The sequence below is a fragment of the Pseudomonas sp. FYR_7 genome (assembly GCF_043106155.1).
Lineage (GTDB): Bacteria > Pseudomonadota > Gammaproteobacteria > Pseudomonadales > Pseudomonadaceae > Aquipseudomonas > Aquipseudomonas parafulva_B.
The window spans coordinates 33,684-48,661 of record NZ_JBICMI010000017.1 but is presented as its reverse complement, the minus strand read 5'-3'; the positions used below and the strand labels follow the sequence as shown (position 1 = coordinate 48,661).

Sequence of the window (14,978 nt, the reverse complement as noted above, 5' to 3'; positions counted from 1 at the left end):
GCCCATGCAGCCCCTGCGTACCCTCAGCTTGTGGATGGACCAGCTGCAAGAGCCGCTGCGTGCGCGACCTGCCCTGCGTGAAAACGTCGAGGCAGACGTCTGCATCATCGGCGCTGGCTACACAGGCCTGTGGACCGCTTACTACCTCAAGCGCCAGGCGCCGCACCTCAACATCGTGGTGATCGAGGCCAACATCGCCGGGTTCGGTGCCTCGGGGCGCAACGGCGGATGGCTGATGGGCAATTTGCTGGGTGAAGATCGCCTGCTGGCCAGCCTGTCGCCGCTGCAGCGCCGCGCCAGCATCGACCTGCTGCATGACATTCCGGACGAAGTACAGCGTGTCTTGCACCGCGAACAGCTCGATTGCGACTACCGCAAGGGCGGCGTGTTGTACTGCGCGGCGCGGTATCCCGAGCAGGAGCGAAGCCTGCGTGCCTACCTGGACCACTTGTACAACCTGGGCATGACCGAGGACGATTACCGCTGGCTGCGCCCAGCACAGCTGGAGGGCCAGTTGCGCGTGAGCAACGCCTATGGCGCCATCTACAGTCCGCACACGGCCACGATACAGCCGGCCAAGCTCGTCCGTGGCCTGGCCAGCGTGGTCGAGGCCATGGGGGTGCCAATTTACGAGAACACACCGGCGCTGGACTGGCAGCCTGGCGAAGTGACCACCCCGTTGGCACGCCTGCGGTGCAACTGGATCGTCCCGGCGGTGGAAGGCTACGCCGCCAGCTTGCCGCCGTTGGGCAAACACCAGTTGCCGGTTCAGAGCCTGATGGTGGCCACCGAACCCTTGCCGCAAGCCACGTGGGCGCAGATCGGCCTTGACCAGGGGCAAGCCTTCAGCGAGGGCAGCCGGCAAGTGACCTATGGTCAGCGCACCGCCGACGATCGCCTGGTGTTCGGTGCCCGAGGTGGCTACCGCTTCGGTGGCAGGTTACGCGAGGACTTCAACCTCCAGGCCCATGAGATCGAGCTGCGTCGCTACCTGTTCAGCGAGCTGTTTCCACAACTGCGCCATGTGCGCATCACCCATTCGTGGGGCGGCAACCTGGGCATGGCGCGGCGCTTCCGGCCGCACATGCTGTGCGACCGCCAGCGGGGTATCGCGTTGGCCGGTGGATATGGTGGCGAAGGCGTAGGCGCGACCAACCTGGGCGGTCGCACCCTGGCCGCACTTATCCTGAATCAGCAGAACGCGCTTACCGGACAGCCCTGGGTACACGACAACAGGCCGCTATCGAGCTTGGCCAGCTGGCCTGCGGAGCCCAGCCGCTGGCTGGGGTACAACGCCATCATCCAGAGCTTCGTCCACGAGGATCGCACCCTGGCCAACCCCGCGACACCGCCATGGAGACGGCAACTGGCCACCAAGCTGGCAGATTTCATGGAAGGCTTCATGCACTGATTCTTCACCCAAACAGGATCGACCTGTCATGAGCATCACTCAGTTCAAACGGGCAGACAGCGCCGTTTTACAGTCCAGCAGCCCTGTTGCCGTACCCCTCGGCCAGCCCGTGGCGGTGACATCGATCACGTGCGTGCAACGCAGCGATGGCGTGGAAACGGGCATCTGGGAATGCACCCCAGGACGCTGGCGACGGCAAATCACGCAACAGGAGTTCTGCCATTTCATCAAGGGCCGCTGCACCTTCACCCCTGACGATGGCGAACCCTTGGTCATAGAAGCCGGAGACGCATTGATGCTACCGGCCAACAGCACCGGCACCTGGGATATCCAGGAAACCGTGCGCAAGACCTACGTACTCATCTTCTGATCCGCTGATCGCCTGCCTTCGATAACAACACACAAAGCAAGGTAACCCGACATGCGCACGCTAATCATCGCCCCCTTGATGCTGGCCGCCAGCGTGGCCAGCGCGGCAGAAACCGTCAAGATCTACAACTGGTCCAGTTATATAGCGCCCGACACTTTGAAGCAGTTCCAGCAAGCCACCGGCATCGTGCCCACCTACGACGTCTACGACAGCAACGAGACCCTCGATGGCAAGTTGATGACCGGCAATTCCGGCTACGACGTGGTGTTTCCCTCCAACCATTTCATGGCCAGGCAAATCCAGGGCAAAGCCCTCAAGCGGCTGGACAAGTCGCAGTTGCCCAACTGGAAGAACCTCAACCCGGTGCTACTCAAGGCACTGGAAGGCAATGATCCGGGCAACCAGTACGGGTTCCCGTACCTCTGGGGCAGCACGGGCATCGGCTACAACATCGACAAGGTCAAAGCCGTATTGGGCGACGACGCGCCGGTCGATTCCTGGGACCTGATCTTCAAGCCGCAGTACATGAGCAAGCTCAAAGGGTGTGGCGTGGCGGTACTGGACAATGGCCCCGAGTTGCTGCCCATCGCCCTGCACTACCTGGGACTGCCCCACCACAGCCAGAACCCGGCCGACTATGACAAGGCCAAGGCGCTGCTGATGCAGGTGCGGCCGTACATCAGCTATTTCCACTCATCCAAGTACACGGCGGACCTGGCCAATGGCGACGTCTGCGTCGTGGTCGGGTTCTCGGGGGATGTGCTCCAGGCAAAAAATCGCGCCGAGGAGGCCCACAACGGGGTCAAGGTCGGCTACTCGATACCCAAGGAGGGGGCGCCGATGTGGTTCGACATGGTGGCCATGCCCGCCGATGCGCCGGACGAAAAGGCCGGGTATGCCTACATGAACTACCTGCTGGAGCCGCAGGTGATGGCCGCCATCAGCAACCACGTGCAATACGCCAACGCCAACCTGCAAGCCGATGCGCTGGTTGACCCGGCGCTCAAGGCCAACACCATGATCTATCCGAGCGAAGCGGTGATGGGCAAGTTGTACGCGCTTGAAGCGATGCCAGCCAAGATTGACCGTATCAGGACACGTATCTGGACCAGTGTGAAGGCGGGCAACTGATGCCTGCCCTTGCGGGGGCGGCGTCAAACGGTTGAGATGAGCGAGACGGGCGTCGAGCCGCCCTCTTCGCCCAACGGCCTGGCCACCGAAGTGGCCAGGCCTTTTACGCTCAGTGGTGCTCGCGCGTGGCGCGGAACTTGACGTCAGGCCAGCGCTCTTCCATCAGCGACAGGTTGACCCGGGTAGGTGCCAGGTAAGTCAGGTGCCCGCCACCATCGATGGCCAGGTTCTCCATGGCCTTGTTCTGGAATTCCTCCAACTTCTTCTTGTCATCGCAGGCGATCCAGCGCGCCGACCATACGGTGATGGGCTCATAGGCGCACTCGACCTTGTACTCTTCCTTCAGGCGACTGGCCACCACGTCGAACTGCAGCACACCGACCGCACCGAGGATGATGTCGTTGCTGCGCTCGGGGAAGAACACCTGGGTAGCACCTTCTTCGGCCAGCTGCTGCAGGCCCTGACGCAACTGCTTGGATTTCAGCGGGTCTTTCAGGCGCACGCGGCGGAACAGTTCCGGAGCGAAGTGCGGGATACCGGTAAAGCCCAGCGCCTCGCCTTCGGTGAAGGTGTCACCGATCTGAATGGTGCCGTGGTTGTGCAAACCGATGATGTCGCCGGCGTAGGCTTCTTCGAGCTGCTCACGCTCGGAAGAGAAGAAGGTCAGCGCATCACCGATGCGCAGGTCCTTGTTCAGCCGCACGTGGCGCATTTTCATGCCCTTTTCGTACTTGCCCGAGCAAATGCGCATGAAGGCGATACGGTCGCGGTGTTTCGGGTCCATGTTCGCCTGGATCTTGAACACGAAGCCGGTGAATTTCTCTTCCACGGGCTCGACGGTACGCTCGTGGGCAACACGGCCCAGCGGGCGCGGCGCCCAGTCGACGACGGCATCGAGCACGTGGTCGACACCGAAGTTACCCAGTGCGGTACCGAAGAACACAGGGGTCAGTTGACCGTTGATGAATTCGTCCTGGTCGAACGCGTGGCAAGCGCCCTGCACCAGCTCCAGCTGCTCGACGAACGCGTCGTACTGGTCGCCCAGGTGAGCGCGGGCTTCGTCCGAGTCCAGCTTGCGAATGATCCTGGCTTCGGTACGCTCGTGGCCATGGCCCGGCGTGTAGACGATGATGTAGTCACCGGTCAGGTGGTACACACCCTTGAAGTCACGGTAGCAGCCGATAGGCCAGGTAATCGGCGCGGCCTTGATCTTCAGAACGGCTTCGATTTCGTCGAGCAGTTCGATCGGGTCGCGGATGTCACGGTCGAGCTTGTTGATGAAGCTGACGATGGGCGTATCGCGCAGGCGACACACGTCCATCAGGGCAATGGTACGCGGCTCTACACCTTTACCGCCGTCGAGCACCATCAGCGCCGAGTCCACGGCCGTCAAGGTGCGATAGGTGTCTTCGGAGAAGTCTTCGTGGCCGGGGGTGTCGAGCAGGTTGATCATGTGCTCGCGGTACGGGAACTGCATCACCGAGGTGGTGATGGAGATGCCGCGCTGCTTTTCCATTTCCATCCAGTCGGAGGTGGCGTGGCGGTCGGACTTGCGCGACTTCACGGTGCCGGCGACGGAGATGGCCTTGCCCATCAGCAACAGCTTCTCGGTGATGGTGGTCTTACCGGCGTCGGGGTGGGAAATGATTGCGAAAGTGCGGCGCTTCGCGACTTCGGCGGCCTGGTTGGTCATGGGAAATCGCCTGACTGGGGGATCAAAAAGGGGCAGCATCATACCTGAAATTCGACTCGGCGAAAATCGGCCAGTGGCGGACGGTCGGGTACCGCCCCGTCCCTCGCTGGCAAGTCAGCGCCTACCTGAGGTGCGCAAACGCCTGCCGTGCGGGGATGGGAACTGGCGCTGCACAGGCAGAACGCGAATACGTGCAAGACCAGTGCTTTCAACGTCTACAGCTGCATTTATCGATTCTTTTCACTTGCTAGATCGCTGTTAACCAGTGATTAGTGCTGGCCAAACGCCCCCTGAGATGGGAACCTTTGCGCCCGAGGAGACGTCCACTCCCCTGTAAACCGCTTCGGTTGGGGAACGGTTTCACCAGCGTTTTCGAACCCGACGGGGTTTGGCTCATGGCCTGATCGGCGCCTATGGCTCGCATCGGGCTGCTAATCGCGAACACACCACCGCTGCCTCTCGGGGCTGGCCAAGAAGAAGTGTGCTCGCCGACGACAAGAAGGAGTCCACCTGTGGCGACACGCTACGGAAAAGGGCTGTTGGGATGGGCCGCCGTGCTCGTCATCCTGGCCCTGCTGGTCCACTGGATCGGCCTCGACACGATCGCGCGCTACCGCGATGATCTGACGTTCTACCTGCAAGCGCACCTGGTTCTGGTGCTGGCTTCGATGGCGGCGGCATTGGCCGTGGGCATCCCCGCCGGCATTGCCTTGAGTCGACCGCATAGGGTCGACAAAGCCGAGCGGTTCATGCAGTTCTTCAACATTGGCAACACCATCCCCCCCCTGGCTGTACTGGCCATCGCCCTGAGCGTACTAGGTATCGGCGCAGGCCCTGCCATTTTCGCCCTGTTTCTCGCCTCCCTCCTGCCCATCGTGCGCAATACCTACGAAGGGCTTAAAAACGTTCCCGCCTCGCTCAAGGAAGCCGCTACCGGTATCGGCATGACGCCGCGCCAGCAGTTGTGGCAGGTGGAGCTGCCCAATGCCGTGCCCATCATCGTCGGTGGCGTGCGTGTAGCACTGGCGCTGAACGTGGGCACCGCCCCGCTCGCCTTCCTGATCGGTGCCAACAGCCTGGGCAGCCTGATTTTCCCCGGCATTGCCCTTAACAACCAGCCCCAGCTCTTGCTGGGCGCCGCTTGTACGGCACTGCTGGCATTGCTGCTGGACGCACTGGTGACGTTCGCCAGCAAGCGCTGGCTGGAACGTGGCCTGGCCCAATAACCCGAGGAAAACCATGAAGAACGCAATCGCCTTGCTCCTGGGCGCGGTCCTGCTGTCGGCGGGTTTTGCCCAGGCGGCAGACAAACCGTTGATCCGTATCGGCGCCCGGGTGTTCACCGAACAGACCGTGCTGGCCGAAATCACTGCTCAATACCTGCGCGCCAATGGCTTCGAGGTGCGCGTCACTGGCGGCCTGGGCAGCAGCCTGGCCCGTCAGGCGCAGGAAACCGGGCAGCTTGACCTGATGTGGGAATACACCGGGGTCTCGCTGGTGTCCTACAACCATGTGGAAGAACGCATGCCCAGCGCGGCGGCCACCTATGCCCGAGTCAAGGCTCTGGATGCCGAAAAGGGACTGGTCTGGCTTAAGCCTTCCAAGTTCAGCAACACCTATGCATTGGCATTGCCCAGCGAAGTGGCCAAGGCCTACCCGCAGGTCAACACCATCAGCCAGTTGAACCAGGTGTTGATGGACGAGCAGGCGCGCAAGCATGTGGTTGCGCTGGACACCGAGTTCGCCAACCGGCCCGACGGCCTGGATGGCCTGCAGGCGCGATATGGCATGCACCTGGAGCGCGCCAACATCCGTCAGATGGACGCAGGCCTGGTCTACACCGCGCTGCGCAATGCCCAGGTGTTCGCAGGCCTGGTGTACACCACCGATGGCCGACTCAACGCGTTCAAGCTCAAGCTGCTTGAAGACGACAAGCACTACTTCCCGGATTACACGGCAGGCCCGGTGGTGCGCAAGGCCGTGCTCGACGCTCATCCGCAGTTGGCCAGCCTGCTCGCCCCCCTTGCCGAACAATTGGACGACGAGACCATGCGCCAACTCAACGCCAAGGTCGATGTGCAGCACCAAAGCCCCTCCTCGGTCGCAGCCGCCTTCCTGCGAGAACATCCCCTGAAGGAGGTGACGCCATGACATTGTTCGATACCTTCGCGCACCTGGACTGGGCCCTGGTGTTGCAGCTGACCTGGCAGCACATCATGTTGGTGGGCGTGGCCGTGGGCCTGGCCATCCTGATCGGCGTGCCGCTGGGCATCGTCATGACCCGCTTCCCCTTCCTGGCCGGCCCCGTGCAGGCCAGCGCCACGGTGCTGCTGACCATCCCGTCGATCGCCCTGTTCGGGCTGCTGTTGCCGTTCTACTCCACCTTCGGCCAGGGCCTGGGCCCGCTGCCTGCCATCACGGCGGTGTTCCTCTATTCCCTGCTACCAATCTTGCGTAACACCTACCTGGCGCTGACCAACGTCGAGCCCGGTATTCGCGAGGCTGCCCGGGGCATCGGCATGACCTTCGGTCAACGCCTGCGCATGGTCGAGTTGCCCATCGCAGTACCGGTGATCCTCGCCGGCGTGCGTACTGCCGTGGTGATGAACATCGGCGTGATGACCATCGCCGCCACCATTGGGGCCGGTGGCCTGGGCGTACTCATCCTCACCTCCATCAGCCGCAGCGACATGTCGATGCTGCTGGTCGGCGCAGTACTGGTCAGCCTGCTGGCGATCATCGCCGACCTGCTCCTGCAAACCCTGCAACGTGCCCTGACTCCAGAAGGAATGCGCTCATGATCGAACTGAAGAACCTCAGCAAGACCTTCAACGTCAACGGCAAGGACGTCAAGGCCGTGGACGCGGTCAGCCTCACGGTCAACGAAGGCGAAATCTGCGTGTTCCTGGGCCCGTCAGGGTGCGGCAAGAGCACCACCCTGAAGATGATCAACCGCCTGATTACCCCCACCTCGGGGCAGGTGTTCATCAATGGCGAAGACACCAGCGGCCTGGACGAAGTCAGCCTGCGTCGTCACATCGGCTATGTGATCCAGCAGATCGGCCTGTTTCCGAACATGACCATCGAGGAGAACATTACCGTCGTGCCGCGCCTGCTCGGGTGGGACAAGCAGCGCTGCGCCGAGCGCGCCCGCGAGCTGATGCACATGATCAAGCTCGAGCCCAAGCAGTACCTGCAGCGCTACCCCCGCGAACTCTCCGGTGGCCAGCAGCAGCGGATCGGGGTGATCCGCGCCCTTGCAGCCGACGCCCCGGTGCTGTTGATGGACGAGCCGTTCGGCGCCGTGGACCCCATCAACCGGGAGATGATCCAGAACGAATTCTTCGAGATGCAGCGGGCCTTGAACAAGACCGTGATCATGGTCAGCCATGACATCGACGAAGCCATCAAGCTGGGCGACAAGATTGCCATCTTCCGGGCGGGCAAGCTGTTGCAGCTGGATCACCCAGACACCTTGCTGGCGCACCCGGCCGATGACTTCGTGAGCAACTTCGTCGGCCAGGACAGCACCCTCAAGCGGCTACTGCTGGTACGTGCCGAAGATGCGGCTGACAATGCCCCGGCGGTGAGCCCGCAGACCCCAGTGGCTGATGCGCTGGAACTGCTGGACGAACATGATCGCCGCTACGTGGTGGTGACCGACGCCACGAACAAGGCGCTCGGCTATGTGCGCCGACGCGACATGCACCGCCAGCAAGGCACGTGCGCCGACTTCCTGCGGCCATTCAACGCCACGGCGGCACACGATGAAAACCTGCGTATCCTGTTGTCGCGCATGTACGAGTTCAACCGCGCCTGGCTGCCGGTACTGGACGCCGAGCAGGTGTTCCTGGGCGAGGTCACCCAGGAGTCGATTGCGGCCTACCTGAGCTCGGGCCGCTCACGCGGGGCGAAATCCACCATTGTCTCGCCCGCCGAGATGGTGACGTCCTAAAAGCCTTTCATCGCAAAAAAGGCGTGACGAGGGCGGACGGAATAAAAAATTCATGGACCGTTTTCTGAACGCCAGTACCAGGCTCGGGTGGCCATAAATATGAACACCCGAGCCTACCTGCCGCACCGCTCGATCATCTCCAAATGCGCCTCGTGCCCAAGCGGAGGGGCTTGGGTTTACGCACCCTACCCAGGGCTATTCCACAATTCTTTACGTCTGACGCGCACTGGGGAACACCAGCCGTTCACATGGGTCGTTAATCCCAGGCGTGGCAACTCGAACATCGCCGATTCGCCAGGGATTGCCTGTTGATTCTGCCGAGTTCACGCCCTAAAGTGCGCGCCGAACGTCCATGCTGGAAACGATCCATCCGGCTCAAGTACTGAGTAGGCGAACCAAAGTGGGGATACGGAGGGCGTTCAGTTTGCAGCCACTTAAATTTTCAGTTTGCCCATGGAGTCCCTGAGCATGTCGATCCAGGTCGAAGACTATTTCGCACGCGACACCTTCCAGAAGATGAAGGCGTTTGCCGACAAACAGGAAACGCCGTTCGTACTCATCGATACCCAGATGATCAGCAAGGCTTATGACGACCTGCGCGCGGGGTTCGAATTCGCCAAGGTGTACTACGCCGTCAAGGCCAATCCAGCCGTCGAGATCATCGACCTGCTCAAGGACAAGGGCTCGAACTTCGACATCGCCTCCATCTACGAGCTGGACAAGGTGATGAACCAGGGTGTCAGCGCCGATCGCATCAGCTACGGCAACACCATCAAGAAATCCAAGGACATTCGTTACTTCTTCGAGAAGGGTGTGCGCCTGTACGCCACCGACTCCGAGGCCGACCTGCGCAACATCGCCAAGGCCGCGCCGGGCTCGAAGGTGTATGTGCGTATCCTGACCGAAGGCTCCACCACTGCCGACTGGCCGCTGTCGCGCAAGTTCGGTTGCCAGACCGACATGGCCATGGACCTGTTGATCCTCGCCCGTGACCTGGGCCTGGTGCCCTATGGCATCTCCTTCCATGTGGGCTCGCAACAGCGCGACATCAGCGTGTGGGACGCCGCTATCGCCAAGGTGAAGGTGATCTTCGAGCGGCTCAAGGAAGAAGACGGCATCGAACTGAAGCTGATCAACATGGGCGGCGGCTTCCCGGCCAACTACATCACCCGTACCAACAGCCTGGAAACCTACGCCGAGGAGATCATTCGCTTCCTCAAGGAAGACTTCGGCGACGACTTGCCGGAAATCATCCTGGAGCCGGGCCGTTCGCTGATTGCCAACGCCGGCATCCTGGTCAGCGAAGTGGTGCTGGTAGCACGCAAGTCGCGCACGGCCGTCGAGCGCTGGATCTACACCGACGTCGGCAAATTCTCGGGCCTGATCGAAACCATGGACGAGTCCATCAAGTTCCCGATCTGGACCGAGAAAAAGGGCGAAACCGAGGAAGTGGTCATCGCCGGCCCTACCTGTGACAGCGCCGACATCATGTACGAGCACTACAAGTATGGTCTGCCGCTGAACCTGGCAATCGGCGATCGCCTGTACTGGCTGTCGACCGGTGCCTACACCACCAGCTACAGCGCGGTGGAGTTCAATGGGTTCCCGCCGCTCAAAGCCTACTATCTGTAATCCATGACGGGGCCCAAAGGCCCCGTTTTCATGCCTGCGCAATAAAGCCGACCGCACCTCGATCCCCGGCGTCACACCAGCAGCTAATCACCTTGTGAATGTGAACGAATCTCAATTGCCGCGTGCAGGAGCTTCCATTAACATCCGCCAGCGCTACGCAGGGTGCGGCGGCGATACAAGGTGAACGAAGGTGCTGAAGAAGACGCTGTTCCAGCTGCATTGGTTATTCGGCATCACGGCCGGGCTGGTACTTGCAGTAATGGGTATCACTGGGGCGCTCTATTCGTTTCAGGACGAACTGCTGAGCGCGCTCAATACCGATGTGCTGCGCGTAGAGGTACGGCCTGACGGCGTGCTGCCGCCTGCTGAGTTGGTGCAACGTGTCGAATCCCAGCAACACGACAAGGTCGCCATGCTGTGGGTCGACGTTCGTGAAGGCGAAGCCGCGAGGATCTTTTTCACCCCTGCACCGGGCGAGCGGCGCGGTCCGTTGCGCTACGCAGACCCGTATACGGGCCAGCTGCTGAGCGAGGTGTCGGGGCAAGGCTTCTTCACCCTCATGCTTACGCTTCACCGCTTTCTGGCCATGGGCGACACGGGCAGGCAGATCACCGGTGCCTCGACGCTGCTGCTGGTGTTCTTCTGCCTGTCGGGCCTGTACCTGCGGTGGCCGCGCCATGCCACAAACTGGCGAACCTGGCTGACGCTGGATTGGGCCAAAAAAGGCCGTGCGTTCAACTGGGACCTGCACGCCGTAGCAGGCACCTGGTGCCTGCTCTTCTACCTGTTGTTCGCCCTGACGGGCCTGTTCTGGTCCTACGAATGGTACCGGGAGGGTCTGAACCGGCTACTGGCCGATCCGCCGGTCGCCGGGCAGCCGCAGCCGCAACTGAAAAAAGACCGGCGCTCCGGAGCTGCGTCTATCGACCCAAAGGCACCGGCGCTGAACGTCGACTACGACGCCATCTGGGCCAGCCTGCGCAACGCCGCAGGTCCACGCCTTGCCAGTTACAACCTGCGCCTGCCCCCAGTCGGCGGTCAACCTGCCAATCTGTTCTATCTGCTGGATAACGCCGACCATCCCAGGGCCTTCGACACCTTGGTCCTGGACCCTGCCAGTGGCAAGGTCAGCCTTCACGAACGCTACAGTGATAAATCATTCAAGGCCCAATTGCTCCAGAGCGTGTACGCACTGCATGTCGGGGAATACTTCGGCCTGGTTGGGCGCATCGTCCTGACCTTGGCCAGCCTGGCCATGCCGGTCTTCTTCGTCACAGGCTGGCTGCTCTACCTGGATCGACGGCGCAAGAAACGTCAGGTTAGGGCTGCCCGCCGCCACGTGACCCCCGATGAAGTCAACAGCGAGAGCTGGCTGATCGGCTACGCCAGCCAGAGTGGTATGGCCGAGCAGCTGGCCTGGCAAAGCGCCGGGCAACTACAGGCGGCAGGCTTGCCGGCGCAGGTCAGGGCGTTGGGTACGTTGTGTGAAGAGGATCTGCGTGCGGCACGCCGTGCGTTGTTCGTCGTCAGCACCTTCGGGGATGCAGAAGCCCCTGACAACGCGCGAGGCTTTGAGCGCAACGTGCTGGGTCAGCCTTTGCCCTTGCAAACACTCAGCTATGCCCTGCTGGCGCTGGGTGATCGTCAATACCCACAGTTCTGCGGGTTCGCCCGCCGGCTTCAGGCGTGGTTGACCGAGCGTGGTGCTCACTGTGCATTTAGCCCCGTGGAGGTCGACAACGCCGATCAGGCGGCCCTTCAGCAGTGGCATCAGGCGCTGGCACTGCTGACCGGCACCGCGCCGGTATCCGCTTGGCAAGCCCCCCGTTTCGGCAACTGGTCGCTGACCCGCCGTGAACTGCTCAACCCTGGCAGCCAGGGCCAGCCGGTGTATCTGCTCGGCCTGCAGGCGCAGAAGCCTGCCGTGTGGGAAGCCGGCGACCTGGTGGAGATTATGCCGCTCAACGGTCGGCCAAGGGTCGATGCCTTCGTCAGAGACCTGGGGCTGGACGCCGACACGCACGTGCAGGTCGAGGGGGTGGTAGTCAGGCTTGCTCAGGCACTCGCAGACCGTCAGTTACCTGCCGTCGGTGGGCATCTGGTCGGGCTTCATGCCCAAGCGGTGGTGGACGCACTGGTGCCGCTCGGCAGCCGCGACTATTCCATCGCCTCGATTGCCAGTGACGGGGTGCTGGAGCTGATCGTGCGCCAGGAGCGACACCCAAGTGGCGACTTGGGCGTAGGCTCTGGTTGGCTGACCGAATACCTGCCGCTCGATGGCACACTGAGCCTGAGGCTAAAGCGCAACAGTGGCTTCCATATGCCCCAGGGCAATGTACCGATGATCCTGATCGGCAACGGTACTGGCCTTGCGGGCCTGCGCAGTCTGCTAAGGGCCCGCGTCGCTGCGGGCGAGCGGCGTAACTGGCTGCTGTACGGCGAACGCAATCGCGCCCATGATTTTCTGTGTGGCAAGGAGCTGCAAGGGTTGCTCGCCGCTGGGGATCTGGCACGGCTGGACCTGGCGTTCTCTCGCGACCAAGCCGAAAAAATCTACGTGCAGGATGTGTTGTTGCAACAGGCCGCGCTGTTTGAACGCTGGATGAATGAAGGTGCCTGCGTATACGTCTGCGGCAGCCTGCAGGGCATGGCCGCTGGCGTCGATGCGGCACTTGCAGGCCTGCTTGGAGATGCTGCCGTGCAACGGCTGATCGAGGAGGGGCGATACCGGCGGGATGTGTACTGATCGGCAACAGGCAAAGCCGGCGTCCTGGCAGTAATCCTCCAGGATGCCGGCGCTGCGATCAGTGCAGCTCGAAGGTATCGGCATCCAGGTTGGCCGGGAACTTGGCTCTGTAAGCGGCCAGTTCCGAGGCACTCAATACCACGGTGAACACGCCATCGGCCTCTCCAGCACTGAGCAAGCTCTCGCCCTGAAAATCCAGCACCTGGCTGTCACCGCTGTACGCGAAGCTCTTGCCGTCAATGCCCACCCGGTTCACCGCCGCCACATAGCACAGGTTTTCGATCCCTCGCGCCGGCAACAGGCGGTTCCAGTGCAGGCGCCGCGCCGCCGGCCAGTTGGCTGTGTACAACAGCAGGTCGGTGTCGGTGGCATCCCGGCTCCAGACCGGGAAGCGCAGGTCGTAGCAGATGAGCGGGCGAATGCGCCAGCCCTTGAGCTCGAACTGCACCTGCCGCTCGCCCGGCGTGTAGTGCTCGTGCTCACCGGCCATGCGGAACAGGTGACGCTTGTCGTAGTGCAGGATCTCGCCATCAGGCCGTGCCCAGAGCAGGCGGTTACGGTGGCTGCCATCGGCTGCCTGAATGATCACGCTGCCCGTGACCACGGCGTTGCACTTCTGCGCTTGAGCCTTGAGCCACTTGTACGTGGGGCCATTCTCCGGCTCGGCGAGGCTTTCGGACTGCATGGAAAACCCGGTGGTGAACATTTCCGGCAAGATCACCAGGTCCACCTCGCCCACCTGCTCAAGCAGCACGTCGAAATGGGCGAAATTGGCTTCCCGGTCGTGCCAGGCCAGGGTGGTCTGCACCAGAGCCAGCCTGAGGTCTGGCAGCGTACTTAGATCGCGCATAGTTTCTCCGCTGCCTGACGCAGCGTCTCCTCTCGTTTGGCAAAGCACAGGCGCAGCAGCCGTTGACCGGGAATAGCTTGCTGATAGAACACCGAGATCGGGATGGTGGCCACACCATGCTCGCGGGTCAACCACGTCGCCATCTGCACGTCATCGAGGTCCGGACGAATATGCGAATAATCAACCAGCTGAAAATAAGTGCCGGCCGTGGGGGTGAACCTGAATCGCGAATCTTGCAACAAGCCGCAGCACAGGTCGCGCTTGGCTTGATAGAAAGCCGGTAACGCATCGACATGTTCGGGATGCTCGGCCATGAAGTCAGCCAGGGCGTACTGCAAAGGAGTCACGCCACAAAAGTTGACGTATTGATGCACCTTGCGCAGTTCGGTGGTGAGGGCCGGCGGTGCGATGACATAGCCCGTCTTCCAGCCGGTGACGTGATATGTCTTGCCAAAGGAACTGACCACGAACGCACGTCTGTAGAGCTGCTCGTGAGCCAGTACGCAAGCATGCTGCACGTCGTCATAGACCAGGTGCTCGTAGACTTCATCGCTCAGTACGTAGATGTCTCGATTGGCGATCAGCTGCGCCAGCTGGTCCAGATCCTTCCGGGACAGCAAGGCACCGCTTGGGTTATGGGGCGAGTTGAGCACGACCAGACGTGTGCGTGGCGTAAGTGCGTCCGCGAACTGCTGCCAATCGATGGCAAAGTCGCTGGGGTCCAGCTGCAGATGCACGCAACGGCCCCCGGCCAGTGCCACCGAGGGCGCGTAGCTGTCGTAACAGGGGTCGAAGATGATGACCTCGTCCCCTGGCCGCACAACAGCCTGGATAGCGCAGAAGATCGCCTCCGTCGCGCCGGGCGTAATCGTCACTTCATGGTCGGGGTCTACCGTCGCACCATAGAGGCGCTTGACCTTCAAGGCCACCTGCTGGCGTAAGGCTGCAAGGCCCGACATTGGCGCGTATTGATTGTGACCCGCCATGACATGTCGGCCCACCGACTCGAGCAGGGCCTGGGGCCCGTTGAAATCCGGGAAGCCCTGCGAAAGGTTCAGCGCCCCGGTCTGGGCGGCGAGCTCTGACATGGTGGTAAAGATGGTCGTGCCGACGTTCGGCAATTTGCTGGGGATCATGGCGCCCTCGCTCCTGGTGCAGCCGGCACGGGAAGAAAGCACGAGCATAGCGGA

Annotated in this window: 12 protein-coding genes; 9 read left to right on the top strand and 3 right to left on the bottom strand. The window is 61.9% G+C overall.

What is annotated here, in order from left to right; genetic code table 11:
• The first annotated feature begins 4 nt into the window (after nt 1-4).
• Genes ACF8R3_RS03945 through ACF8R3_RS03935 form a run of 3 tightly spaced genes read left to right on the top strand, consistent with a single transcriptional unit; the run spans nt 5 to nt 2,912 of the window.
• Nucleotides 5-1,411 carry an FAD-binding oxidoreductase gene (locus tag ACF8R3_RS03945; protein WP_196185420.1) on the top strand — a complete coding sequence of 469 codons (1,407 nt, stop codon included), beginning with the start codon at nt 5-7 and terminating at the stop codon, nt 1,409-1,411.
• A 28-nt stretch (nt 1,412-1,439) separates the two neighbouring features.
• Entirely contained in the window at nt 1,440-1,781 is a 342-nt protein-coding gene (locus ACF8R3_RS03940) for a cupin domain-containing protein (RefSeq protein WP_058604382.1), read from the top strand.
• Nucleotides 1,782-1,832: 51 nt separating this feature from the next.
• On the top strand, nt 1,833-2,912 hold the full coding sequence (locus ACF8R3_RS03935) for a polyamine ABC transporter substrate-binding protein (protein WP_027913706.1): 1,080 nt from the start codon (nt 1,833-1,835) through the stop codon (nt 2,910-2,912).
• Between the two features lie 109 nt (nt 2,913-3,021).
• On the opposite strand, the gene ACF8R3_RS03930 is transcribed toward ACF8R3_RS03935, so the two are convergent.
• Nucleotides 3,022-4,605, bottom strand: coding sequence for a peptide chain release factor 3 (locus ACF8R3_RS03930; protein ID WP_078479072.1), 1,584 nt, complete (start codon nt 4,603-4,605; stop codon nt 3,022-3,024).
• A gap of 512 nt (nt 4,606-5,117) precedes the next feature.
• Between ACF8R3_RS03930 and ACF8R3_RS03925 the strand changes: the two genes are divergently transcribed.
• The 6 genes from ACF8R3_RS03925 (at nt 5,118) to ACF8R3_RS03900 (ending at nt 12,938) form a co-directional block, all read left to right on the top strand.
• Nucleotides 5,118-5,831 (top strand): ABC transporter permease, encoded by a 714-nt coding sequence (locus tag ACF8R3_RS03925; protein WP_027913703.1) that lies wholly within the window; start codon nt 5,118-5,120, stop codon nt 5,829-5,831.
• A 13-nt stretch (nt 5,832-5,844) separates the two neighbouring features.
• Complete coding sequence (locus ACF8R3_RS03920) at nt 5,845-6,756, top strand: glycine betaine ABC transporter substrate-binding protein (RefSeq protein ID WP_058637469.1); 912 nt, start codon at nt 5,845-5,847, stop codon at nt 6,754-6,756.
• On the top strand, nt 6,753-7,406 hold the full coding sequence (locus ACF8R3_RS03915) for an ABC transporter permease (protein ID WP_023533317.1): 654 nt from the start codon (nt 6,753-6,755) through the stop codon (nt 7,404-7,406). The genes ACF8R3_RS03920 and ACF8R3_RS03915 overlap by 4 nt, the downstream gene beginning before the upstream one ends.
• Entirely contained in the window at nt 7,403-8,560 is a 1,158-nt protein-coding gene (locus ACF8R3_RS03910; protein ID WP_058637468.1) for a betaine/proline/choline family ABC transporter ATP-binding protein, read from the top strand. The genes ACF8R3_RS03915 and ACF8R3_RS03910 overlap by 4 nt, the downstream gene beginning before the upstream one ends.
• Before the next feature lie 468 nt (nt 8,561-9,028).
• Complete coding sequence (locus ACF8R3_RS03905; protein WP_058637467.1) at nt 9,029-10,192, top strand: type III PLP-dependent enzyme; 1,164 nt, start codon at nt 9,029-9,031, stop codon at nt 10,190-10,192.
• A 190-nt stretch (nt 10,193-10,382) separates the two neighbouring features.
• Nucleotides 10,383-12,938, top strand: a complete 2,556-nt coding sequence (locus tag ACF8R3_RS03900) for a PepSY domain-containing protein (protein ID WP_392515011.1) — start codon at nt 10,383-10,385, stop codon at nt 12,936-12,938.
• A 58-nt stretch (nt 12,939-12,996) separates the two neighbouring features.
• Here ACF8R3_RS03900 and ACF8R3_RS03895 read toward each other — a convergent pair whose 3' ends face one another.
• Nucleotides 12,997-13,788 carry an amidohydrolase gene (locus tag ACF8R3_RS03895; RefSeq protein ID WP_058604374.1) on the bottom strand — a complete coding sequence of 264 codons (792 nt, stop codon included), beginning with the start codon at nt 13,786-13,788 and terminating at the stop codon, nt 12,997-12,999.
• Nucleotides 13,776-14,924 carry a pyridoxal phosphate-dependent aminotransferase gene (locus tag ACF8R3_RS03890; RefSeq protein WP_392515009.1) on the bottom strand — a complete coding sequence of 383 codons (1,149 nt, stop codon included), beginning with the start codon at nt 14,922-14,924 and terminating at the stop codon, nt 13,776-13,778. Before ACF8R3_RS03890 ends, ACF8R3_RS03895 begins: the two co-directional genes overlap by 13 nt.
• Between the last annotated feature and the right edge of the window lie 54 nt (nt 14,925-14,978).

Bases quoted from the DNA above. Each gene is read 5' to 3' on its own strand.
- ACF8R3_RS03930 (WP_078479072.1), bottom strand. From the start codon at position 4,605: ATGACCAACCAGGCCGCCGAAGTCGCGAAGCGCCGCACTTTCGCAATC.
- ACF8R3_RS03895 (WP_058604374.1), bottom strand. From the start codon at position 13,788: ATGCGCGATCTAAGTACGCTGCCAGACCTCAGGCTGGCTCTGGTGCAG.
- ACF8R3_RS03890 (WP_392515009.1), bottom strand. From the start codon at position 14,924: ATGATCCCCAGCAAATTGCCGAACGTCGGCACGACCATCTTTACCACC.
- ACF8R3_RS03915 (WP_023533317.1), top strand. From the start codon at position 6,753: ATGACATTGTTCGATACCTTCGCGCACCTGGACTGGGCCCTGGTGTTG.
- ACF8R3_RS03920 (WP_058637469.1), top strand. From the start codon at position 5,845: ATGAAGAACGCAATCGCCTTGCTCCTGGGCGCGGTCCTGCTGTCGGCG.
- ACF8R3_RS03940 (WP_058604382.1), top strand. From the start codon at position 1,440: ATGAGCATCACTCAGTTCAAACGGGCAGACAGCGCCGTTTTACAGTCC.
- ACF8R3_RS03905 (WP_058637467.1), top strand. From the start codon at position 9,029: ATGTCGATCCAGGTCGAAGACTATTTCGCACGCGACACCTTCCAGAAG.
- ACF8R3_RS03935 (WP_027913706.1), top strand. From the start codon at position 1,833: ATGCGCACGCTAATCATCGCCCCCTTGATGCTGGCCGCCAGCGTGGCC.
- ACF8R3_RS03945 (WP_196185420.1), top strand. From the start codon at position 5: ATGCAGCCCCTGCGTACCCTCAGCTTGTGGATGGACCAGCTGCAAGAG.
- ACF8R3_RS03910 (WP_058637468.1), top strand. From the start codon at position 7,403: ATGATCGAACTGAAGAACCTCAGCAAGACCTTCAACGTCAACGGCAAG.